The 23,337-nt window shown below is 45.0% G+C and carries 18 protein-coding genes; 7 read left to right on the top strand and 11 right to left on the bottom strand.

Annotated features, from left to right (window positions below):
• Positions 1-161: 161 nt before the first annotated feature.
• From JK130_RS13305 to JK130_RS13340, 8 genes are all read right to left on the bottom strand, one after another.
• Complete coding sequence (locus JK130_RS13305; protein WP_218354858.1) at positions 162-3,122, bottom strand: TonB-dependent receptor; 2,961 nt, start codon at positions 3,120-3,122, stop codon at positions 162-164.
• Between the two features lie 501 nt (positions 3,123-3,623).
• On the bottom strand, positions 3,624-4,238 hold the full coding sequence (gene eda, locus JK130_RS13310; RefSeq protein WP_218354815.1) for a bifunctional 4-hydroxy-2-oxoglutarate aldolase/2-dehydro-3-deoxy-phosphogluconate aldolase: 615 nt from the start codon (positions 4,236-4,238) through the stop codon (positions 3,624-3,626).
• Between the two features lie 77 nt (positions 4,239-4,315).
• The gene (locus JK130_RS13315; protein WP_218354816.1) at positions 4,316-5,245 is read right to left on the bottom strand and encodes a sugar kinase; all 930 of its coding nucleotides are present in this window, start codon (positions 5,243-5,245) and stop codon (positions 4,316-4,318) included.
• A 64-nt stretch (positions 5,246-5,309) separates the two neighbouring features.
• Positions 5,310-6,608, bottom strand: coding sequence for an MFS transporter (locus tag JK130_RS13320; RefSeq protein WP_218354817.1), 1,299 nt, complete (start codon positions 6,606-6,608; stop codon positions 5,310-5,312).
• Positions 6,609-6,610: 2 nt separating this feature from the next.
• The gene (locus tag JK130_RS13325) at positions 6,611-6,955 is read right to left on the bottom strand and encodes a cupin domain-containing protein (protein WP_218354818.1); all 345 of its coding nucleotides are present in this window, start codon (positions 6,953-6,955) and stop codon (positions 6,611-6,613) included.
• 4 nt (positions 6,956-6,959) lie between these two features.
• On the bottom strand, positions 6,960-9,182 hold the full coding sequence (locus JK130_RS13330) for an alginate lyase family protein (protein ID WP_218354819.1): 2,223 nt from the start codon (positions 9,180-9,182) through the stop codon (positions 6,960-6,962).
• Positions 9,179-11,446, bottom strand: a complete 2,268-nt coding sequence (locus tag JK130_RS13335; RefSeq protein WP_218354820.1) for a polysaccharide lyase 6 family protein — start codon at positions 11,444-11,446, stop codon at positions 9,179-9,181. The genes JK130_RS13330 and JK130_RS13335 overlap by 4 nt, the downstream gene beginning before the upstream one ends.
• Before the next feature lie 166 nt (positions 11,447-11,612).
• Entirely contained in the window at positions 11,613-12,491 is an 879-nt protein-coding gene (locus tag JK130_RS13340) for an NAD(P)-dependent oxidoreductase (RefSeq protein WP_218354821.1), read from the bottom strand.
• A gap of 942 nt (positions 12,492-13,433) precedes the next feature.
• On the opposite strand from JK130_RS13340, the gene JK130_RS13345 reads away from it, so the two are divergent.
• Positions 13,434-14,504, top strand: a complete 1,071-nt coding sequence (locus tag JK130_RS13345) for a hypothetical protein (protein ID WP_218354822.1) — start codon at positions 13,434-13,436, stop codon at positions 14,502-14,504.
• A gap of 428 nt (positions 14,505-14,932) precedes the next feature.
• Here JK130_RS13345 and JK130_RS13350 read toward each other — a convergent pair whose 3' ends face one another.
• Both JK130_RS13350 and JK130_RS13355 read right to left on the bottom strand, forming a co-directional pair.
• Positions 14,933-15,586: a GNAT family protein gene (locus JK130_RS13350; RefSeq protein WP_218354823.1), complete on the bottom strand. Its 654-nt coding sequence runs from the start codon at positions 15,584-15,586 to the stop codon at positions 14,933-14,935.
• A gap of 120 nt (positions 15,587-15,706) precedes the next feature.
• A complete protein-coding gene (locus tag JK130_RS13355; protein WP_218354824.1) occupies positions 15,707-16,066 on the bottom strand; it encodes a DUF3192 domain-containing protein in 360 nt (119 codons plus the stop codon).
• A 229-nt stretch (positions 16,067-16,295) separates the two neighbouring features.
• Between JK130_RS13355 and JK130_RS13360 the strand changes: the two genes are divergently transcribed.
• Positions 16,296-16,589 carry a hypothetical protein gene (locus JK130_RS13360; protein ID WP_218354825.1) on the top strand — a complete coding sequence of 98 codons (294 nt, stop codon included), beginning with the start codon at positions 16,296-16,298 and terminating at the stop codon, positions 16,587-16,589.
• Here the strand turns inward: JK130_RS13360 and syd are convergent.
• Positions 16,567-17,121 (bottom strand): SecY-interacting protein, encoded by a 555-nt coding sequence (syd, locus tag JK130_RS13365; protein ID WP_218354826.1) that lies wholly within the window; start codon positions 17,119-17,121, stop codon positions 16,567-16,569. The two genes, JK130_RS13360 and syd, sit on opposite strands and share 23 nt — an antisense overlap.
• A 100-nt stretch (positions 17,122-17,221) precedes the next feature.
• On the opposite strand from syd, the gene queF reads away from it, so the two are divergent.
• The 5 genes from queF (at position 17,222) to JK130_RS13390 (ending at position 23,128) form a co-directional block, all read left to right on the top strand.
• Complete coding sequence (queF, locus tag JK130_RS13370) at positions 17,222-18,061, top strand: NADPH-dependent 7-cyano-7-deazaguanine reductase QueF (protein WP_218354827.1); 840 nt, start codon at positions 17,222-17,224, stop codon at positions 18,059-18,061.
• Between the two features lie 70 nt (positions 18,062-18,131).
• Positions 18,132-19,643, top strand: coding sequence for a GGDEF domain-containing protein (locus JK130_RS13375; protein WP_218354828.1), 1,512 nt, complete (start codon positions 18,132-18,134; stop codon positions 19,641-19,643).
• On the top strand, positions 19,640-21,004 hold the full coding sequence (ppnN, locus tag JK130_RS13380) for a nucleotide 5'-monophosphate nucleosidase PpnN (protein ID WP_218354829.1): 1,365 nt from the start codon (positions 19,640-19,642) through the stop codon (positions 21,002-21,004). Before JK130_RS13375 ends, ppnN begins: the two co-directional genes overlap by 4 nt.
• Positions 21,005-21,089: 85 nt before the next feature.
• On the top strand, positions 21,090-21,464 hold the full coding sequence (locus tag JK130_RS13385; RefSeq protein WP_218354830.1) for a DUF3192 domain-containing protein: 375 nt from the start codon (positions 21,090-21,092) through the stop codon (positions 21,462-21,464).
• Positions 21,465-21,472: 8 nt separating this feature from the next.
• Positions 21,473-23,128 (top strand): hypothetical protein, encoded by a 1,656-nt coding sequence (locus JK130_RS13390; protein ID WP_218354831.1) that lies wholly within the window; start codon positions 21,473-21,475, stop codon positions 23,126-23,128.
• Positions 23,129-23,337: the final 209 nt, after the last annotated feature.

The raw sequence follows: 23,337 nt of genomic DNA on the forward strand, positions 1-23,337 counted from the left end.
GCATAAACCCGTGACCAGGGCAATTCATGGTGCGTGAGATACTAAGCGAGAGCCTGAAAACACAAAACGCCTGATGAGCTCCATCAGGCGTTTTGAATTACATAGGCGTTAGCTTGTTTAACCTTTGACGCCATTTGCTTTTGGGAAAAACCACGTTTGTATCAGAAAGTATAGCTTGCCCCAAACGTGACTCTTCGGTCGGTTAATCCCTGGAAGCACAACAATGCTCCTTCAGTAACACAAGACTGTTCTACATCGGACCGTGTCAGGTTTACGGCTTCAATTCCAACGTTTAGCTGATCGGTAACATCGTAGCTAATACTGGCATTTAACTGGCCACGGTCGTTTTGTACCACGGGAAAACCCCACGGAAAGCTGGAAGTGCTACCAAAATCGGTAGAACGATACGCTTCACGCCAGGTATAGCGAGCACGTACTGACAAGTCATATTTTTCGTAAAACACGGTGACGTTATAGGAGTTTTCTGAAAGATCCAGCAGTGACTGCACAGCTTGCACATCAATATCTTCGTTTCCGGTGGTACGGGCAAAGACACTGTTTGCACGGCTTGTGGCGGTGTCTAATGCTTCACCACCGCTGAAGTCCTGATAGGTGTAGTTTGCAAGAAGACCAAATCCTGATGCCCAACCCAGCGACTCTTCAAAATTAGATAAGTCATATTGAAACGCAATTTCGACACCCTGCTGGGTGGTTTCGTCGTTATCATTGATGGTGGTTTGAGTAGGTACACACACCCCTACGCCTGGCTCTGGTCCAAACACATTGATATCGGCTATGGGGTTGAATATTCCGCCATCTTCACACACCGGCCCGGTGGTATCGCGAAAGCCTGAATTGGGATCTTCGAATGGGTCGCTTTGCTGAGTTACGTGCAGGTCAGAGCGCTCTTTATGAAAATAACCCACGCTTAACAGTGCCGCTGGAGCAAAATACCATTCAGCGGTAATGTCGAAAGACGTGACTTTTTCAGGTAGCAGACCCGGGTTACCAATTGATGTAGCGTTGTTGGGACTGGTGCTAAATGTTACCGACGTAGAAAGATCGTTAAAATCCGGACGACGAATATCCTGTGACCACCCTACCCGAACAATCACGTCTTCCATTAAATCGGCAACCACATTAAACCGTGGCAAAACAAAGTCGTAATCGCCACTTGATGCCACCTGCTCAACAATCTGACTACCATCGGCGCCGATGGTTACTGAGTTACCTACAGAGTCGACATCTGTTTGTAAATAGCGCACCCCAAAATTACCACGGAACATTTCGTATTCAAAATTACCCTGGGCATAAAGCGCATGGGTTGTCTCTTCAATATCGAAAAAAGCACTGACCTGAGACGTAGGTGAACTGATAGGAGCCCGGTCAGAACCGGTAATGGCATTATTCGCCACAATAGCATTGTTTAAAGTATCTAATACCCGGGCTGAATCAGAGGAAGCTAACTCAGGATCAATCAGCAAGAAGTCGCGTATATACAGTTCACGGCCGTCAGCGTCGTTAAAGTTGTCAGGACCAGCGGTAAGAATGTCGGCAAACAAGCTGCCGCGTGGGCTGTCGGCAAAATCCCGCAAGCCTACATTAGAGCGAATTTGATCAGATACACTGCTGGTTTTGCTATAGCGATACCCAAAGTCTACAGATGTAACATAGGTATCAAGATAATATCTGAAGTCTGTTCTGAACGCGTCTTCCTGGTTTTCGGTGGTATCCTGACCAATATTGACATCGCGCAGTACCACATTATCGGGGTCTAACAATTGTTGTGAAGTAGGCGCATTTGCTTCACTGGTAGCAATACCGTAACTAAGAGCACCGCCTGATAGGTCATAGGCCAGAGGCGTACCATTTTCGTTAGAATCATTAACCTCAACATTTGGGTTGATAAAGTTGAGTGTGGTATTGAAGCTGGGCGTGGTTGAATCTGACGAAGAAGAAGAAACTTCTGCACTGACAAATAGCTTATCGCCCTGCCATTCACCACCAAAACGAAAAACCCTGCTGTCGGTAATACGTGAATTGGTGTCACTCGAAAAACGTAGGTTAGGATCGCCGCCCCCTTCCTCTACCGGCAATACGCCTCGAACTGCAGCTTGTATACTGCCTAAATCCTGACCATCTAACGAACCAAAATCTACGGTTTCAAACGCTTCTGGTACAGAAACGTCACGCAAATCGCTTACGCCTGAAGCCTGAACCCGTGAGCTTTCCTGACGTCGCTCCTGGTCATTTATTACCGCATCAAAATAAAGTTTCGTGTTTTCGCTAGGTGCCCATTCTAAAGTTCCGGCAAGGTTTACCGTTTCATATTCGTAATTATCGTAATCCTGATTTAAAAACTGGATGGGCAAAAAGTCAAACGACTGTGCGCTAGGCACACCACTGTCTGAGGTTACGATATTGTCGCGATCGGCACGAGGACGAAAGGCGGTGACATCTTGCTCGCTGTAACTACCGCTTAGTACTACCCCAAATTCGCCGGCATCGGTTTCCCAGTTGTCGCCCCAGGCGCCCGAAATTCTGGGCGTAATGCCATCTGTAGATAAGCTGCTGTCTTCACCCTGAACCCTGATTGAACCCAGCATCTCTTTTAATTGCAACGGTCTGATGGTTCTTAAATTAATGGTGGCGCCCACTGAGCCTTCAATGGTTTTTGCCTGAGGAGATTTGATAACTTCTACAGCAGAAATAATAGCTGATGAAACATCTTCAAAATCAATACCGCTACGGCCCGCTCCCGAACCAACCGTAGACACGCCATTTATTTCAGTTCTGTTAGCATTGGTTCCACGTATTTGTACGCCAGTTCCCACCCCTGCTTCACGGGTAATCTGAATACCGGTGACATTTTCTAAAACTTCAGCCAGATTTTGGTCAGGAAGCTTACCAATATCAACTGCCTGAATAACTTCAACAAGGCTGTCTGATGATCGTTTTTCTGCCAGCGCATTGGTCAAAGACTGACGAATTCCAGACACCTCAATGACTTCAACCGCTACATCCTCTTCTTCTGTAGGCTGAGCTTCCTGGGCCTGTACATAGTTTGCTGCTGCAGTCGCAGAGAGCATCATTAGAGTTAATTTAGAAAGTTTGTAGCGCATCATCATTCTTCACCCGTTAACCATTATGTTGATAGATGTAAATACTGAGCCGAGATCCGGCTTTTAGATTCACACTTTATTTACCTAATAGTTACAAGCAAAAGACCAAAGGTCAACCTATTGTTAATCAATTTAATACATAATTTGAACTTTGTTTATTACCAATTGTTCAATCCAGATAATTTCACCAATAGATAAAAGTACTTTTATTATAGATATCAAAGGCAAACAGGGATTCGCATAGCTCTATGCATTGTCCTATAAATAACTAAAAACAATCTCGTAACTTTCTTTTATTACTAATTACTATAAACAATGTAGTTAAGAAGCCAATAAAATAACACCTAGGAAAAATTGGATAACCAATTAAAGTAAGAGAGTATGTTGGAGCGTAGAAAGGAGTTTCAGCATAGAAAACTTTTAATAAAAAGGCCGTTTAACTAACGACCTTTCAATACTAGCGTGAAGCTTTTGTGCGGTTATAAATGGTATAGGCCGGGTTTAACGTGCCTGAATACAGGCTTCGGTTATCGCTTGCCAGTTACCCTGAGCAACTTCTTTCGCGGGCACTATCCAAGTCCCCCCTACTGCTATTACATTAGGCAGTGACAAATATTCGTCTTTATTTTGTTGGTTCACGCCCCCGGTAGGACAAAAGGTGACTGATTGAAATACTGAGGAGATGGCCGAAAGAAACTTAGGGCCTCCCGACAGCGCTGCGGGAAACAACTTTTGCTCGTTAAAGCCAGCCTCTAATGTTAAAAGAATGTCACCGGTGTTGGAGACCCCTGGCAATACGGGCACGTCAACTGACTTGAGCTCCTGTAAAAGTGATGCAGAAACTGCCGGTGTCACGATAAAATCAGCTTGCGCAGCTAATGCCTGCTCTAAAACCTTTGCATTAAGTACCGTACCAGCGCCAACACTTAAATTAGGAAGTGCTTTTTTAATTTCACTTAAAGCCTGCAACGAAGAAGGCGTACGTAGTACCACCTCAACCACGTTTAACCCTGCTTTTTCCATGGCCCTTGCAATACTCACCCCTTCTTCAGGAGAGTCGGTTTGAATAATAGGTAACAGGCGTTGTTCGCCCATCAAACTGGAGAATTTTTTCATTGATTATGCTCTAACGTTGATTAGCTACTTGGATAAATTCGAAACATTGCCGCTAACGAGTTAACCTTTTTAACTCATTACAATTCGGCGTGTATCGCATCAGTAAACGCGGTTAATGGAATAATGGCGCCGGGGTGCTGAATGACTGTGGCAGCCGCGGTGGCTGCTAGCTGTACGGCCTTATTAATACTTTGTTTTGATAACCGGGCACCCAGGTAGACGCCATTGAAAGCATCCCCGGCCGAGGTGGTGTCGACAACCTTAACCACCGGGGTTATGTGGTGTTCGGTCGTATTGCCTTGTGCTACAGTCACTACCGACTCTGGTCCATTTTTTATTACCAGTTCCTGCAATTCATAGCACTGGCAAAATTCGGCAACCTGCGCGCCAGTATGAAGGTCGAGTAATGTAGCCAGGTCGTCTACCCCCGGCAAGGCTATGCATGCATGGGCAAAAGCCTTTTTAATCTGTGTCGAGGCGTCCTCGGTTGAGGACCACAGGTTTGCACGGTAATTGGGATCGAACACTATGGTAACGCCTGAATCGCTAAGCTTTTTCAACCTGCTCCAAAACGCCTCACGCTTTTCTTCAGGCAATATGGCAAGTGAAATTCCTGAAAAAAAGAATATGTCTTGTTTTGTAAACTGCTGAAGATGTTCGTCTTTAAAAAAATCCATCGTTTGTTTAGCCGCAGAATCGTTGCGCCAGTAATTAAACGTTCTTTCTCCACTGGCATCGGTTTGTATGTGGTAAAGGCCGGGGATTTTTTGTTTGGAACGGAACACCCATTCGGTTGATAGGTGCTCATGGCTAAAACGCTCTACCATTTCGTTACTAAAAGCGTCTGTGCCCACGGTAGTGATTACATTTACCGATAGTGCGGGAAAAGCACGCTTCATATACACCGCAGAATTGTAGATGTCTCCTGCGTAAGATTGCTCGAACAGGTTTGGCTTCAACGTCTTCAGCTCAATCAGACATTCGCCAAAAAAATAAATAGAGCTCATCGTTATCTCACTATGTAAAACTTCATGGCCAACCATCGACGCAGTTGTTCACTGCGCCCGACAGTTACTTGGGTGCCTTCAAAGGCTCAATTTTAGGAATTAACAGCCAGACTGCAGCCATTGCCAGCAGCGCAAGCGATGCGCCAATAACGAAGGCGGGTGTATAATTGCCCCCTGCGGTTAAATAAGGCACCAGCGAGGTGAGCCCCACAGCGCCCAGCTTTGCGGCCATTCCGGAGAAGCCTGCCAGCGTACCCACTGCTTTTTTACTCAGTAAGTCACTAGGCAGTGTTTGCACGTTACCAATCGCAGTTTGAAAACCAAATAAAATAACTGCCATAATTAAAACTGCTGTCACAGGACCGCCGGGGTTGGCCATTGCGATTAACGCCGGAAGCATAATCAAACACCCCAGGGTGATGGTTAACTTTCGGGTTTTATCCGCATTCCAACCCGACTTTAATCGGTTTTGAGCAAGCAGGCCGCCAAACCAGGCGCCGAACATAGCTCCTACATAAGGCACCCATCCATAGATGCCAATTGCCTTAACATCCATGCCGTACACTTCGTTTAGATAAATTGGAATCCAAAAAACAAACAGCCACCAAATTGGATCGATTGCCGCTGAAGCTAAAATGACACCCCAACTTTCTTTTCGCGAAAGCAGTTCGACAGTAGAAGGCGAGTATTCGGGTTTGTCATCTTCAGCATCATCAATGCTGGCTTTCTGGCCGGTTAAAATATAGTTGCGCTCGGCTTCGGTGATCCACGGGTGTTGGCCTGGAGGGGCTTTCACTAAAATGATCCAGGGTACCAGCCATAAAAGGCCCACAAGCCCCACCACCACAAATACCATCTGCCAGCTAAAATAGACTGTCAAAAAGGCAATAAGAGGAATGGAAATAATACCGCCTATGGCTGCGCCAGAATTAAAAATACCCTGGGCAAGTGCCCTCTCTTTAATTGGAAACCATTCGGCGTTCCCTTTTGTTGCACCTGGCCAATTGCCAGCTTCGGCTACACCGAGTACGGCTCTGACGATAGCAAAGCTTAATACGCCTTGTGCCAGTGCGTGGGCAATTGTGGCTAACGACCAAACCCCGATAGAAAGTACAAAGCCTAAACGCGTGCCGACCCAGTCAAAGATTTTTCCAAAAATAGCCTGACCAAATGCATAAGCAAAAACAAAAACAACCGAAATGTTGGCGTAAATTTGCTTTCTTTCTAGTGAGCTTTTATCTGGAAACAAATCATCAACAATGGCTGGCCAAAGAACACTGAGCGTTTGTCTGTCGATGTAGTTTATAATGGTGGCCAAGGCTATCAGCGCAATCACCCACCAGCGAACCCCTTTAAGTTTCATGGCTATTCCTTCAAAAAGTCTTCTCTGGGTGGGCTGAAAATATCGAGCAAAATACCGCCTGTGGGACAAATAGCGCCGTGTTCGGCATGGGGAGGAATAAGACAGCTATCGCCCTCTTTAAGCACTTTTGTTTCACCGTCGATAGTGAAGTGAAACTCGCCCTTTTCAACATAGGTTACCTGCGAGTGGCGGTGTTGATGGCTGTACCCTTGTGCGCCTTCGGCAAACCATACTTTAACCGCCATCAGTTCTTCGTTATAACCCAGCATCTGGCGCTTCAGACCATTGCCCAAATCTTCTATTTCGGTCGTACTGCCAGATAAAAATATTTCACTTTGTTCGTTCATTGTTTCAATACTCCTGTTTGTTATTCATCTGGTAAACAGCCATGCGGCCATCCAGCGAGTAGTCTTTTTGTTTAAAAGTAAACGTTGTCTGTTTTGCAGCGCTTTCGGCTGGTCCCTGATGAATTGCGATTAAGTAATTACCCTCTGCTAATTGCAGCGTAATTAGCAGTAAGTTGTCGCGAATTTCATAATCCATATGTTGCAACTGACTGGTAGCCTGCAGGGTGTATTCTTTCGCGGGGTTATATTCACCATGTGGCTCAAGTACCGACATAAACCGATGGTTTTGTGTTTGTGTTACCCGACGAATAAAACCCTGCTCGTTGCGCAGATTAAAGTTGGGATCGTTAGCACCAAGTTGCGTAAATAAAAATTGTTCCTGACCTTTGACCAGGCTGGTCTGGGTATAAAACCGGCCATTTTCATTTAGCCAGGTGACCTTGGCCAAACCATTTTTAGGCGTGCCCTCACCTTTAAGCCATAGATGCTGATAACCATTATCGTCCCCCAAAGCCCGCAGGTTTGAGGTAAAGGCGTTTATCTTAAAATTAGTATCAATAAGCTGGCCGTGATAGTGCAAAGGCAGATCAAATTGGTGACGCGTGTCCCCGGCCACCTCAAACAGATCAATGCCAATCGCACGCTGGCTTCGCGGTAGCTCAACCAGCGCCAGGGTTCGGGTAAGAAGCACATCTTTGTACGCGGTATCAATGTGTGCCTGGGTGACACTTCCGGCAGAGCCAGTGTTAAAGAAATTCAAAGTAGGTGCGTGTTGATTACCTTTTGAGACTTTGGCATCAAAATGACTTTTTTCATCCACAACCACGGTGTTGTGCGCCACTGTTTGTTTGGCATAGCTGTTGTTCTCAGGCAGGTAACGTCCGCCAAACTTAGCTTCAACATTTAAGAAGCGGGCCGCGCCATAGTCGCTCACAATTTCGTTACCATTGTCGTAAAACTGCCAGGTCAGTTTGTCAAAGTGACCGTGGCCCAGACCTTGTGAAGCAGGCTTGAATAATAGTGTCTGGTCACCTTCAGGCTTACTGCGCATAATTACCAGGGCGCCTTTATCGCCTTGCGGCCCATCACTAAATGCCACAGAGTCAAATTGATAGGGTTTTGATTTATTCGCATCCAGTTCCGCAGCCACCTTAAGCCCGTCCCCAGAAAGAATAATGCTCTGTTGCTTGTCGGCAATATCCAGATATTCAGGGTTGTTCGTCAGCCCGTATGCAACCGTAACACCGTGTACAAGCTCAATAGTGTCGATGCCTTTGCTTTTAACTGCATCGTTGATAGGAAAAAACAGGCCGTTGTAACTTAACTGAATGGTTGTATCGATGGCCTTTAAAATAATACCGTTGCGATACTCAAAAATTTTGCGCTGGGGTTCGTTATTGGCAATCGCTTTAGCAAAGGTGATAAAAGGAAACAACGCATAACGTTGATAATAAGGCCCTTCATTGTAATAACCCTGCGGTGAAAAAAGATTATCCAGCTGAGCCAGAAAACCGCCTTTCCCAGATTTATTCAGATCATAAAGCGCTTTTTCTACCCACTCAGGTTCACCCATTACATAACCTGCCATGCCGACACCGGCCGTCGCCCAGGTTCCGTGATTATGTACTTTATTGAAGGTTGAAGGTTGTCCTTCAGACAAAAAACGAGCGACGGGTTTTAGTAAGTCTGTTTCGATTTGCGTTTTATGTTCAGCGCTAAGCGCGTCATAGACCAGATCATATGCCTGAATGGTATAAACCAGCCATACCGCTTCATTCAGACTTTGCCAAAACAACTTACCCGGGTTTTGAGAGTTAACTTTGCGTTCTGGGTGAACATCTAACGTAGGATATAATTTAGCGTAGGCCAGTAGCATTTCACCCACATTTTTTGCGTAGCGGTCGTCCTGGGTTAACTGATAAATAACCCCGGCATCAAACATCTGTTGATAATTTCTTTTATGCTGCTCGTGAGTGTAGCCACCTCCCCCATCTTTAGGTACCGGTACCTTCATCGGTGACGCAAGCTGTTTATCTACCTTCTGTTTCAGAGACTCAAAAGCACGGCTAAATCGGCCGGGTTCTTGTATAGCTTTGCGCATTTTTGTGACATCTTTATTGGTAAGAACCAGGTTTGGATGCGTACTTTCGGCCGCTGAAGAAATCGAAACTAAAAGGCTGAAGCAAATAAACACCAGTCCTGAATACTTCTTTGAAAAAAGCTTCATAAACGCTGCTCCTTACCTTGCTTTATCTGATTGTTTTGTAACGTAGCGGTATGGGGCCCTTCAGCCTGTAGCTCTTTGATTTCAGGGGCTGGGGTGGCATTAAACGTGTTGTCTTTTATTGTGGTTTGCGGCTCTCCCACAGTATGTTCAACGACAAGTGGTGCCGAGCGACTAAATTGGTTGTTGCTTACCGTGGTAACCTGTACACCATGCAAATAAAGGCTGGCGCTGGTTTTGTTGCGTTTACCTTTGCCGGTGTTACTTACCGTATTGTCTGAAAACACCAGATGCGGCCCAAACGTACTTTCATCTGTGCCACCGCGGTAAATCTTAGCGATAGCCCCTTCCACGTCATTAAATTGGTTATTTTTTATGATGACGTATTCGGCGTTGTAAATTCCTAAATCTTCAATTTCCCGGTCTAGTCGTAAAATATCGCCAGTGATGTTGTTAAACCGATTGTTTTGTAAGACCAGTTCATCCGCCAGCGCCCCCTTACCACTTACAAAAAAATCAAAAGAGTGGTTAATGTTCAGGTTCGATACTAAAGAGTCCTGCATAATAAAACGGCAATTTTCCAACATCCCCCATTTTTTGGTGCGTACTACACTGTTTGCGGCCGCATCGGGGCTGTTCGCCCCGGTTATCGCCAGTCCTTCCAGTTTTAGACTTCCGCCATCATGAATTTCAAACAATGCGGAGCGCGAAAAAGTAAGCGCGCTTTTGCCCCGGGTTTTAGCTGCAATAGTCAGCACCTTATCTATTTTTAACAGCCTGGAAACATTATACTGGCCGGGCGAAAGCTCAATAATATCGCCGGAATTCGCGGCTTCTATGGCGTCATCCAGTGCCTGTGGGCCAGGCTCTACGCTTTGTTTTGTTCCCGAGTCAAACTCGGTCGTGGCTGGGTTTTTTGGATACCACTTAACCCCGGTGTCGTCTTTTGACAGAACAATGAGGTCTCGTTGCACGCCCACGTTTTCACTGTGGGATGTAGGGTACAGTAAGCCGTTTTTGTGACGTGACAACGAGATATTCTGGTTCTCTACGCCTGAGCGTAGTTCCGATATTACGGGTTGGTTAGTAATATTATTGGTAAAGGTAATACCGCTGATATCATCAAAAATAGTGAAGGGTTGTTTAGTCTCATTTACAATAAGATTGTTTTTTATCCGGGTGTTTTTTGGTACCGCCGTACGTTCTGCATCACTTCCTGCGGCTAATTGTATATGCTGAACATTAACAAAAGTGTTGTTTTCAATAAGTGCGTTTTCTACCTGGTGATAACGATTTATCGGGGAGTTTTTCACCCCATTCATTATTGTCAGCCCACTTCCAAAACGATAACCGGTTAGGTTTTCGAGATAATTGTTACGAACAATTTGATCTTTGTTTATTACCCGAATACCGCCGGTATGATCTTGTCCATTACCAAAAAACACATTACCTTCAACCAGGTTGCCATTGCCGTGGCGAAGCGTGAGGGTTCCCCGAGCTTCATTAAAAACGTTATTTTTAATCTCATTTTTTCCAGATTTAACTGAGATTATTTCAACCTCACCGTTGGTTTTGTCAAAGTAGTTGTGCTCAACTTTTGTAAACGAATCGGTTAGTGAATAATGGCTGGTACCAATACGAAGGGTTTCGCCTCCGTTAGAACCGAAGACAGGTCGGTAGCCAAAGTAATTGTGATCAATCTGATGATGATTTTGTTGGCTTTTTTCATCGGTTAAGCGAACTGCTACCGTCACACCTTTATTTCTTTTGCCCACAAAGTGACTGTGATCTAATCGATTATGTTTGCCATAAAGGGCAACCCAGTAGTCTGATTCTTGTTTGTCTGGATTATTAAAATTATCAATTACGACTTCGGTCACACGCGACCGGTTGGCTTCCTTGTCGCCGTGCTTAAACGTAATGACCGAACTGTCAGGGGTATAGCCGTCTTTAAAGATGAGTCCGGAAACATTCAGGTACTGGCCTGATAATTTAAGGTAAGACTGTCCGGTGATAAAAACCTTACCTGGCGTTTCTGCTTTCAGAGTGATGGGGTTTTGCTTATTTCCCTTACCAGAAAAAACGATTTCGAAGTCTTTCCAATTTCCATTTTTTAAAATGACCGTATCGCCAGCCGTCAGACTTTCAGCAATTTTTTTATACTCTTTTTTATTCTCTATCAGGTAGTCTTCAGCAACGCTGACCTGCGAAAAACCCGCTAACAATAAAAAAAAACCTATCGAATGCTGCTTCTTTATTAGACTCATTATCCACGTCCCGTAACCAATTCATCTTTAAGCACACATGACTGCGTTGTTCTTAAACGCTGGCCGGTAATCGCTGAACCAGACTGGCTTTATCATGTGTATGTAAAAACAAAGTAGGTTGCTTAGCAAAACAGTCGTTTTCCCACACAACCTATGCACTATGCTTCTATTTTTCTAACTTTTTGAAGTAATCAAATATTTCGGGAACATTGCCCTCGCCCATACCAGCTTCAAACGCGGCACTAAGGTTGGCTGAAGAGCCTTCGGCAATTTGTGAACGCGTATTTAAGTCTGCTACCATCTGTAAAAAATAGCCCAGATCTTTGTTAGCATTGGCGATAGAAAAACCTAAGTCGCTGACATTATCTACGGCGTAGTTTTTGCAAAACTGCATAAACGGCGAACTTGACGGTCCGGTGGACATAATATCGAACAGTTGTTGCCGATCTACACCCGCTTTATCAGCCACGGCAAAGGCTTGAGACATTGCACAAACCGTGGTCATACCCATAAAATTGTTAATTAGCTTGGTAGTATGACCAGCGCCTAATTCGCCCAGGTAAAATACATTTTCACCTTGTTTTTCAAGTACCGGCTTCACTTTTTCAAAAGTTTCTGAGTCACCGGCAGCCATAATATTCAACTTTCCTTCTTTAGCATGAGCGGGCGTGCGGCCAAGCGGTGCGTCAATCATGCCTACCCCTTTCTTAGCTAAATCGGCGCCGATTTTTTTGGTTGAAGCAGGGATAGAAGTACCGAAATCAATCAATACAGAGCCTTCTTTAACCCCTTCTAAAATACCGTTGTCACCATAAATTACTTTTTCGACAATCTCAGAGGTAGTCAGACACAGCATAATAATGTCGGCAGCCTGCGCGAGTTCTTTGCCGCTGCTGGCTTCCTTTGCGCCTCTATCTACACAGGCCGAGACTGCCTCTTTGTTTAAATCCATAACCACAAGCTGAAAACCTTTTTCCTGAAGATTTTCGGCCATGTTGCCGCCCATTAAGCCCAGACCGATAAACCCAATAACTGGATCCGACATGTTTATCTCCTTCAATAGAATGTATTTATTTTAGATATGTACGCAATAGTAAGAGGCTCTCAGAACCATTGCCGTTACCTATAAACGGCCCAGGTAAAACCAATAACTGTTTATCTGGTTACGTTCATTTTCAAAGTAAAAGTGTGTTGAGCATTATCTAAACTGTATAGAAACATTATACCTGCACTCACCAAGTGTCAACCAATTATGATAAAAAGGTAAATAACTTTGGTAATAAAATAGGCTTACAGCGGTCAATTATTACTCTTGGCGAGCAAAAACTTCAATAAATTCTTATTTGTCATATAGTTGAAATGGATTTTCGTGCTTTAACACCCTTAGCTTCGGAATCGTTAAAATCACAATTTGGTTAACAATTTATATTTATTTACATTACCAATTTAAAATCCGAACCTACACGATGAAGCTTTTTGGTCACAGCTGAGGATTCGATACTTCGCTACATGACGCTTGAATATGCGTTGCAGCAAAACCTCTGCGTTTTATTTGAGGGCTGTATAAACAGGACGCAGGAGAAGGCCCGGTAAGTCAAAGGTTGGGCCATACGGTTAGGCGGTCGCGGTAAAATCTGCACTGCCTTTAAAAGCGTTCAGACCTGAATGTGAAATAACGAGATCACAGGTGAATGCGACGGTAGAGTACAAGAAGTGAAAACGCGCATTCCACTTCAATACTTCACAGCAAAGACCCGTTGATGGATTTCAAAGACATTCACTTTTTGCCTTCATCAAGGGCGAATAGAAGCCGTGAACAGAAGGCAGTGAATAGGACACACACTCCACCGTGCCGATGACATAGTTTTCAAACTATCGAGACCCCCTCACCGTACTGACAACAATTAACCCATAACGTATTTGTGAGAAAAACAATTTACGGTACAAGAAGCCGTTTGCGCACAGATAGATTAAATGAGGTACGCCCGTGAAGAATATTTTAGCGATAACAGGATTCGCCAGCCTGAGTTTGTTCAGTGTAGCTGCCCCAGGCCAAGAAAGTAATTTACCCGCTGCGCTTGCAGATATAGCAGGCTCAAAAATATGCTCCCGCCTGGAAAATCGATTTCGGGGTTTGCAAAGTGAAAATTCACACGGCGAGAAGGTATACAGCGGAACGCTATGGATTCACTCTTGTAAGGTCAATTATGACGAAGACAGCCAGGATATTATGACACTTAACCTGGGCGTAAAGGGGTGGCGCTGGCTAGACCGGGAAAAAGAAAAACTGGGCGCTGATTTCAATGTCAGTGAATTTGCGCGTTTTCAGGTAGATGTTGGGTTAACCGGCCGCGTAAAATATCATTACGACCCCACCTCTAAGAATTTTGCCTTATGGTTTAAACCCATTGAAGAACCCGCCGTAAACTTTAATGCCTCGGGTGATGTGGATGTGGACAAAGAAGGTATGTGGGGCACGGTATTGGCCGGCGCAGCGTCGATGGTGGGTCAGTCTCCCGACTCAATGGCAGATGAAAAGTTGGTCGAAACAGGGGCAAAGCGATTTAGCGACAAAATGGAAAATGGCTTCAGCGCTGCAATAGACTTTTGTTCGGGCTATGTAGTTTCTAAGCTTGGCCAGATAGATCAGGCTTCGTTGTTTTCGCAATTAGATAACAAAAAGAATGCTGAATATAACCAGGTAGATTTAGTCCCTTCCTCTTTTCTGCTGTTTGGCCCTTATGGCGAACAATCTACACTTCTTGATCTTCGATTGAAGGTTAACAACAACGCAGACTTTAATAATAAATTAATATGTATGGAGGACGCACTTAATCTTGCCCAAGCGTATATGCAAGGCAATGATCGTACGCCGGAAGTTCCTGGAATTAAACTTGTAAAAAACAGTGACGAAGGCGATGTATCGCTTAAAAATTCCGACCAAACCTGCCCGGTTGTAGCCATGTTCAGTACCGATAAAAGTGTTAAAAAGAAAGCATCGTTTGAATTTAAAGTACGTGATTTTAGCGACCCGAAACCATTGATGAAATGCGATTGAGTCGTCAGTTTATGAGAGTGCGGACTAAATAAGTAATTACTCACTTACCGCTGCTTGCGCTGTCTCAAGCAGCGATTTCTGTTACTTACTGCACCAGGACATACGTAAAGACACCAACTAACCAGCGATGGCAGACAAACAAATTACTGGCGCCCAGTATAGGCTGTATTCAGGACTTCAGAAATAGCTCTTATTTAAACAGGCTACCGTGATGCCTGAGTCGTTACGAAGAACGATATAAATTGAAAAGTGGTGTACTTCGCAGTTAAATTCGCAGTTTAAAGAACTACAACATTTGCAGCAGAAGTAACAACTGATCGATAGCCAACTCATATTGCCTTTTTTACGTGCCACTACCGTGCATTTATAAGGCTATAAAACAAATACCAGTTGTAAAAGGAAAGATAACAGGGTCATTACCTTTTGCACTATCTGCCATCGGGCACACGCCGTTTATACAACACGTCTCCCTGCACTGAATCAAACTGCACTGAGGTTACACATTCATAGCCACCATCTTCAAAAAAGTGACGGTAAGCGGGTACTGTCGCGAATACCCCTACGCCTTCGCTCTCTTTATCGTCATTAACAATGGTATCGATAGCGCTCATTAAAATATGCCCCAAACCCTGATGCTGGTAATCGGGCCGTACACCAATTAACGAAATCATATGAAACGCCTCAGCGGGTATCAGGCTACGTATTTTTTCTTCTTTGTCGATAAACTGGCGGGTAGAGACAAAGCCTGCGGTGACCATCATTTTTAAACGCCAGTGCCATATTTTACCCGGTGCGAAACCGGCATGAGGTTTAGTGATACAGGCAACGGCCAGCAGGCGTGACTCTTCAAACAAACCGAGCAAAATTTGCTCGGTGTCCCAGCATGCAGATAGCTCTTGTTTTATGGCCTGCCGTAACCGGCTTTCATAACCCTCGCGCTCGGCCTGGAAGATATGCTCAAAAAGTGCATCATCGTGGTAGGCTTTATACAAAATTGAAGCCGCGACATTTAAATCATCAACTTGCAAATAAATGGCCTGAACAGATGCGCCAGACGCCTGATTGTTGGCAAAAGATGACATAGCGAGCTCCTGAAATGAAAAAGCATGGTGTGTACAAATAGTAACCACACCATGCCTGATAATTTCATCGTTGCAAAGTCATCGTTGCAATGTCATTGAGAATAAAAAGGGGTTTTGAGGCTACAGCGAAGTATAGGCGCGCTCGCCCCACCCTATAAGTTCACCATTTTTAAATACCAACGGTGTACACTCATCTTTGGTGGTAATGCCGTCTTCTGTTGAGCGCTGAGTGCGGTAATACAGAATACGGTAAACGCCATCGCTTTTTTGTTCTAACTCACTAAAATCGGCCACGCCCATGCGACCGACAATCTTTTCAAATCCCATCCCTTCCTGCAGGTTCGCAATATGCTTACGATTGTTGTACTCACGATCTTGCCAGTCGTTAGAATAGCCATCTTTGTGATCGTCTACCGAGATAATACAACCTGAGAGAAAAACCGGCGCACTAAGAGCAAGCAGCAGGGGCATAAATTTCATGTTTCTATTCCTTTATTATTGTTTAGCGAAGAATGTGTGTTGACTACAACCTCTACCTATCAAGAAAAAAGCCAATATTAAGATACTGATTTTAAAAGGTTTTAAAAACAGGTAGTTGTGAGAATAGCGAGAATATAAAGTTTTTCACTAAATAATAGCCAACTTCAATTGCTTTACTCCGTTTATCAGCATGCTACCTTAAAAGGACAATTTTTAAGTGTGAATACCTATGAGTGATGTATCTTCAGCAGACTTGCTTACTGTTTGCCATGAACTAAAAGAGCAGGGTCACCAGCCTACAGTGGCCCTATTACGAAGCCGCTCCCCGAATAAAGTAAGTGTCACGCAGGCCATTGAGACAATTAAGAAGTTTAATAGTGTGGCCAAACCAATAGCAACCGCAAAAAAAGCCGGTTCTGCAACCGACACTGCTTCATTAACAAAACGCGTGACTGAGCTAGAAGCCGCGGTGGCACTGCTTGAACAGCGGCTTGCCAGGCTTAAGCCGGAAGACGGGGCGTAAGTTGATTAATAAAGCTGGCCAGGTCTTCAGCCAGTACTTCGTCAGATTTTTTACCCACTCGTTCAAGTAAAACCGCGCCACTGGAGTTGTCCACCGTTAAAATGAAGTCGTCGTCACTGGTCATAGCAAAGAACAGGGTTTCGGGCTGACGCAGCCGGCGCTTCATTAATATATGGCCTATCAGGTTTTCCTGAAGACGTTCAAAATCGGTGGCGCTAAGTACCTGCAGCAGTTCACAGTCGCCTCGGCTTGCGGTAGCTGGGAGGTTCTCAGAAAAATAACGGGTGAAATACGCACAGTATTGTTCATCAAGCTTAATTTCGAGTGCCTGTTCAAGCTTAGAAAAAGATAATTTTTCGTTTTGTAGTTCAGGTTTCCATTCAACCCAATCGCCCTGTTCAACGTTTTGCTGATAACAAATAGAAGGCCAGTCGTTGTCGTACTGTATCCGAAGCGTCGATTGCTGTTGGTCAGCTTTGTTTAGCAACTTTGTAATATAATTGTCTAAAGCAGTATTAATGGTTGTTCCCATAGCTCATCTTCCTTCCTGTTTACCCGCCATTGAATCGCAAATTCACGTAATTCAGGGTAGTATTTGGGTTTGCCTCTAGTTTACGATTGAAGTGATAGTAATGACAAATACCGCCTCTCATACCTTACCCGAAAACTTATCTCTTGGTCAGGCCGTTGAATATGAAGCACATTATAAGCCTGAATTATTGCAAGGCGTACCTCGTTCGTTAAGTCGGCAACAGCAATCCATAGACGAACAAAATCTGCCATTTTCAGGGGTTGATACCTGGACAGGTTATGAGTTGTCGTGGCTCAATGCCAAGGGTAAACCTCAGGTTGGTATTCTTGAGTGTAAAGTTCCGGTGACCTCTGTCAATTTGATTGAATCTAAGTCGTTCAAACTTTATCTGAACAGCTTCAATCAAACGCATTTTGAATCGCGCCAGCAAGTCGAAACCACTTTGCAACTGGACTTATCTACATGTGCGGGCGAGGCCGTTGAAGTTCAGGTTTTTCTGCCTGATGAGTTTGACCGTTTCGCGACCCGCGAGCTTGCAGGCGTTATTATTGATGATCTGGATATTGAAATATCGAGCTACTCGCCCGATGCATCTGTGCTCACCACAAGCAACACTGATGTGTCAGAAACGCTCGTTAGTCATCTGCTTAAATCTAACTGTTTAATCACCAGTCAGCCCGACTGGGCCAGCATTCAAATTCGCTATCATGGTCATGCTATTAATCATGAAAGTTTGTTGCGCTATTTGATCGGCTTTCGTCAGCACAATGAATTCCACGAACAATGTGTTGAGCGGATTTATTGCGATTTGCTGGCTTTGCCCGGCATCCAAAAACTGACTGTACTGGCCCGGTATACCCGGCGCGGGGGGTTAGATATCAACCCCTTTCGCTCTAACTTTGAAAGCCCCTATGTTAACCAGCGCAATGCCCGTCAATAGTCGGGCAAAACCCAAAAACCTGTGCCACAATGAGTAATAAACCTTTAAATCATTGGGAATTAAAGAATTAATGAATTCAAGTCAGCTACAGTCATTGCAACACCACAATGAGATGCTTGCTCAATTCGTTATCAGACTGTCAAAATTTTTCGAAGGCTACTCGGCTGACATTGATAGCGAGCTTCTAAATTTACGTGGCCACTTGGCCGGCCACCCAAATTTCACGTTAGCCAGTGTTAGTATGGGTAAGCTGAATACACTGTTTCAAAGTGATATAAAAAATGTACGTCGCTATAACGCTAGCGGTGTAGCGTTGGTAGAGCAAAGTGTACGCAGCCTCCAGCAGCGCTATCAGCATGATGCGAATTTTCAGGCACAGGCTGCCTCGGTGCTCACGCTTGCCGGTCATCATATTGGCTCAATGCCGTCTTTACTAAAAGTGTGTCTGAACGGTTTATCGCTGGTAAAACAGCTTCCAAAACATCAACCTGGGCCAACCGACACAGTGAGCACCACACCCTTGTCTGCCGAGGTTACCCAGTCTTTGCAAAAAGAGCTGCACCAGCTACTTGAAAGCTACCGCCAGCTACAACCTGATAACCCTCAGTTAAGTGAATTACGCCACCGGCTGCTGGTAGGGCTTGACGATGATGATTTGCTACAGGCGTGTTTAGGCATTTTGCGACTTATTGTAAAAGACTCTATGGGCGAGGCGGCCATGTCGGGCGAAGTCATACAAAGCCTGCACGAAGCTTTAGGAAGCCTTACCCAGGATGTTGAAAAAAGCATTGAGCAAACCCAGCATACGTTTACCAGCCGCATGCAGCACGATGCCATAGTCAAAGAGCAGTTACACCAGATTGAAGATGTGGTAGCCACCGATAACTCACTTGAAGAATTAAAAGCACAAGCTCAGCAGTGCCTTGATCAAATGGCCTCAACACTGGCAGAACGAGAGCAAAGAGAACAAGACGACAAACAGTGTGTAATGACGCTATTAAGTCAGATGCAGGGACAACTTGCGGCTTTAGAATCGCAGGTACAAGGATATCGTAAACAGCTAAGCCAGCAACATGATGCCATGAACACCGATGTGCTAACAGGCTTACCCAATCGCCAGGCTTACAACGAAAAAATTCTTACCGCTCAAAAGCAGGCGTGTCCTGATAAAAACCCGCTGTGCCTGGCAGTGCTGGATATCGACCACTTTAAAAATGTAAATGATCGCTTTGGCCACGCAGCGGGCGATAAAATATTGCAAATAGTGGCTCAAAAATTACAAAGCGCACTTGAGTCCAATGCGTTTATTGCCCGCTGGGGCGGTGAAGAATTTGTGTTGCTGTTTGAAAATACTCCCATCACTGAGTTGCAACAAAAACTCGAACAATTGCGAACCAGATTGATGGATCTCCCGTTTACCTTTCGTCAGGAACGTTTATCTATTACGGCATCATTTGGTGGTGCGATGTTTAATACTGCCGAAGCCCCTGAACAGTTTTTTGAACGAGCGGACAAAAAACTGTATGAAGCTAAACGTTCGGGCAGAAATTGTGTGGTCATAGATGAGGATGGACACTTATGAAAAAAGTGCAGTTAAATCCTGTGGGATGGATGAGCCAGTTGTCACAGGTAGAAGTTACCCAGCTTCAGGATACCACTCACAGTGAATTGTATGATGTATTCAGAAATTGCTGCCTTGCTGTATTAAACAGCGGAGTAGACGAAGATAATTATGAAATGCTGTTTGCCCCCTATCAAGACTTTGACGTTAAGCTGATTCGTCGCGAACGCGGCGTAAAAATAGAACTTATTAATCCGCCTGAGGTCGCTTTTGTTGATGGCAAACTTATGCGCGGTGTCCATGAACATTTGTTCGCCGTGCTGCGCGATATGCTGTTTATGGGCAATAAGCATGCGTTTGTCCATGCGCCATCTTCGGTAGACAGCCTCAGTACCACTGACATAGTGTTTGATATGCTGCGGCATGCGCAGGCGTTGCAAGGCAATGATGAGCTTAGCACTATTGTTTGCTGGGGCGGCCACTCGATAAATCAGCATGAATATCAATACACCAAAGAGGTTGGTTACCAGCTGGGGCTGCGTGACATGAACATTTGCACCGGCTGTGGCCCAGGAGCCATGAAAGGCCCCATGAAAGGGGCGACCATTGGTCATGCAAAACAGCGGTGTAATCACGGTCGCTATATTGGCATCTCAGAGCCCAGTATTATTGCCGCCGAGCCACCCAATGCCATTGTAAACGAACTAATCATAATGCCTGATATCGAAAAACGACTTGAAGCATTTGTTCGCTTTGCCCATGGTATTGTGATTTTTCCAGGTGGGGTGGGCACGGCAGAAGAGTTGTTGTATTTGCTGGGTATTTTACTTAACGAGCGCAATTCGCAGCAGCCTCTACCGGTTATTTTAACCGGACCTAAAGGCAGTGAGGCCTACTTCGAAGCAATTAATGAATTTGTAGGTGCTACATTAGGCGAGCAAGCACAGAATAAATATCAGATTATTGTCGATGATGCTCAGGAGGTTGCCCGTACTCTGGCGGAAAGCAAAGCAAAAACAGAACAGTATCGACTCGCTGTAGGTGACTCATTTAGCTTTAACTGGTCTCTTAAAATTGATGAGCCGTTTCAGATCCCTTTTGAGCCGTCACACGACTCAATGGCAGCCTTGCAGCTGCATCAAAATCAGGATGTGGCCAGTCTGGCGGTGGTCCTTCGGCAGGCGTTTTCGGGTATTGTGGCAGGTAATGTCAAAGCCGAGGGCGTTCGCCAAATCAGAGAAAAAGGACCCTTTAAATTGCAGGGCGACATTCGGTTGATGGAGCGTATTGATGCGCTATTAAAATCGTTTGTAGAGCAACAACGAATGAAGCTGCCGGGCTCTGAGTATGTTCCTTGCTACACTATATCTACCGGTGATTGATGCATTTGGTTACTATTTTATCGTTCCTTCTTCACCTTGTTTTGATGTAAAATACCATTGTTTTGTTATCAACAAGTGAAGAAGGATGAATAGAAAAGTAACCCGGCTGATTTTTCTTGGCGCGGCGGCTTATGCTCTGTTCGTATTTTTGGTGATTTCGTTTTATCCCGATAAACCAGAAAACATGGATTGGCAGGACCGGGAAGAGTACAACAAAGTACAAATTACAAAGTTGCGTCTGGGAACAACCCGAGAAGAAGTATTGGCCAGGCTAGGCTCACCCGACATTACCGAGGCTAAAATGGACCGTTCTACCTCTATTCAGGTTATGTTTTATCGTACGCAGCACCTAAGAGCCGATGGATTAACAACACAGGATGAGTGCACCCCGCTACTGTTTGAAAACGAACAGTTGATTGCGTGGGGCGAAGGCGCTTATCAAAGCTATCTTAAAAGTTAGGTTTTAACTTGGTTGAATCTGCGTACACCGCGTTGTTACAACAAAGTCAGCGCGCCAGTGCTGCTCTTATACGCCAGGGTAGCTTACTGAATGTAGCAAAAACCGGGCTAACCATGGGCAAACAAATTGTCGAGTTTGCCCGTCATTATCCGCAGGCCGCATTGGTAGCAGTGAATGCCATTCGACAAGAATCTACCCTAACCTATCCCTTACCTTTAAAAACCGCTTTGATAACCGCTATATTAGGTTTGCGAAGCCAATTGAATGACCATTACCTGCAACACCTGACCGGAGCAACCTTTACCTTGCTCAGTGCAGCAACGTATCATCGGGACACCCAAACCCTGCACTTTGACACTACGGTTTTGCAGGGACTTAAAAAACAAATTGCCGGCCCACAGCTGGCTCTGTGGCGTAATCTATTCGCCATAAGCCGTGTATTAACGCGTCCCAGGTTTTTTCGTTACTTACAAAATCCCGGGCTGACGTATCCGCAGTGGTGGCTGATTAACTGCAGTCACATTAGCATTCATTTTACGTTTAATTTTTTTGATGCCTTGCGTCCAGTGCTATTGGCCAGTCCCACTGTCTATGAATCGGTAATACGAAGCTGGCTTGATTTTCCTGGTGAATACTGGCCCGGCGCGCAGTATGCCGATGACAAAGGTAAGCATTCGCTGGTGTTTAAAACCCAAAGCCATTATGGCATTAACACCACCAATAACGAGCAGCCAATAAGCTGGCAGTCCAGCCTTTCGCAACGTCCTGCCCACTATATCAGGTTCACTCAATGGTACGCTTTGTACGGTGAAGACGAAGAAGCAAAACAACAGGTTCAGGCGTTTAAATTTGAGGGTCGCCGTTTCCCTGTCAGTCACCCTCCGGCCGCCATTTTAAATATTGTCGATATGCTGCAAAACAGCGATATCAATATTGGTAAGTTAAGTGAAAAGGTTCAGCAGGAGCCTGCTTTCGCCGAAGCGTTAAAGCATTCTGCAGCGCTGGATAACCGGCTAAAAATACCGGTGAAAGGAGTGAAGCAAGCCATAATGACCTATGGTACCGACCGGGTTGGCGATATGCTGGTTCTTGAAGCACTAATCCAGCGACTTAATCAGCATTACTTTCCGTTAGGCCGAAGCTGTCATAACCTGCTATCGGTCAGCGCTAATCTGGCATCATTAATTGCAGCAAAAGTAGAAAGCCGGTTATCTTCGCAAGGTGCAGCCCTGGTTGTAAGCTTCGCACTGGCCCCTATTTTTTCTTTGCCTGCTTTAAAAGTGTTACCTCGCTTACCTCACAAGCCGGTTGCGTTGCATGATATTAATACGCTGTTGCATCTTAAATCTTCTGAGCGGCTGGTAGATTACGCCACTGAACTGGCAACAAACTGGCATCAACCCGCTATTCATCGAGCTATCCTTCAACAATTTGGCCGCGAACCCGCTCAGGCCAGCCCTGGCCTTCGCAAAGAATTTGCTATTGTCTCACTTAGTTTGCTGTTGAGTCGTAAATGGTTGCTAACGCCTGGTCAAATGGATGCCTCGTCTATTGCAGCGCTGCGTCAGTGCTTGCAAATATTGGGCTTAAAGCCTGATTTTATAAGCGAGCTGCAGACCAGTGTGGGTGCCTTGTTATGGTCCCCGTTACCTTATCGATTATAGGTCAGATAAGAATGCAACAACGCTAAACGCATTCTGTACTAGGCGTAACGTCCATGTTGCTATAAAATACGGGCGATTTTGGTCGTTGGTGTATTCCTCTTAGTTTATCTTCAAGAGGCAAAATTAAAATACCTTACATCACGTAAACAGCCATTGTGCTACTCCCAAAAAACCTAATTTCAACAGAAACAAAATTACCAAAGGATCCC

Origin of the sequence: Alteromonas lipotrueiana (assembly GCF_019249245.1) — a bacterium.
In the GTDB taxonomy this organism is placed as follows: domain Bacteria; phylum Pseudomonadota; class Gammaproteobacteria; order Enterobacterales; family Alteromonadaceae; genus Alteromonas; species Alteromonas lipotrueiana.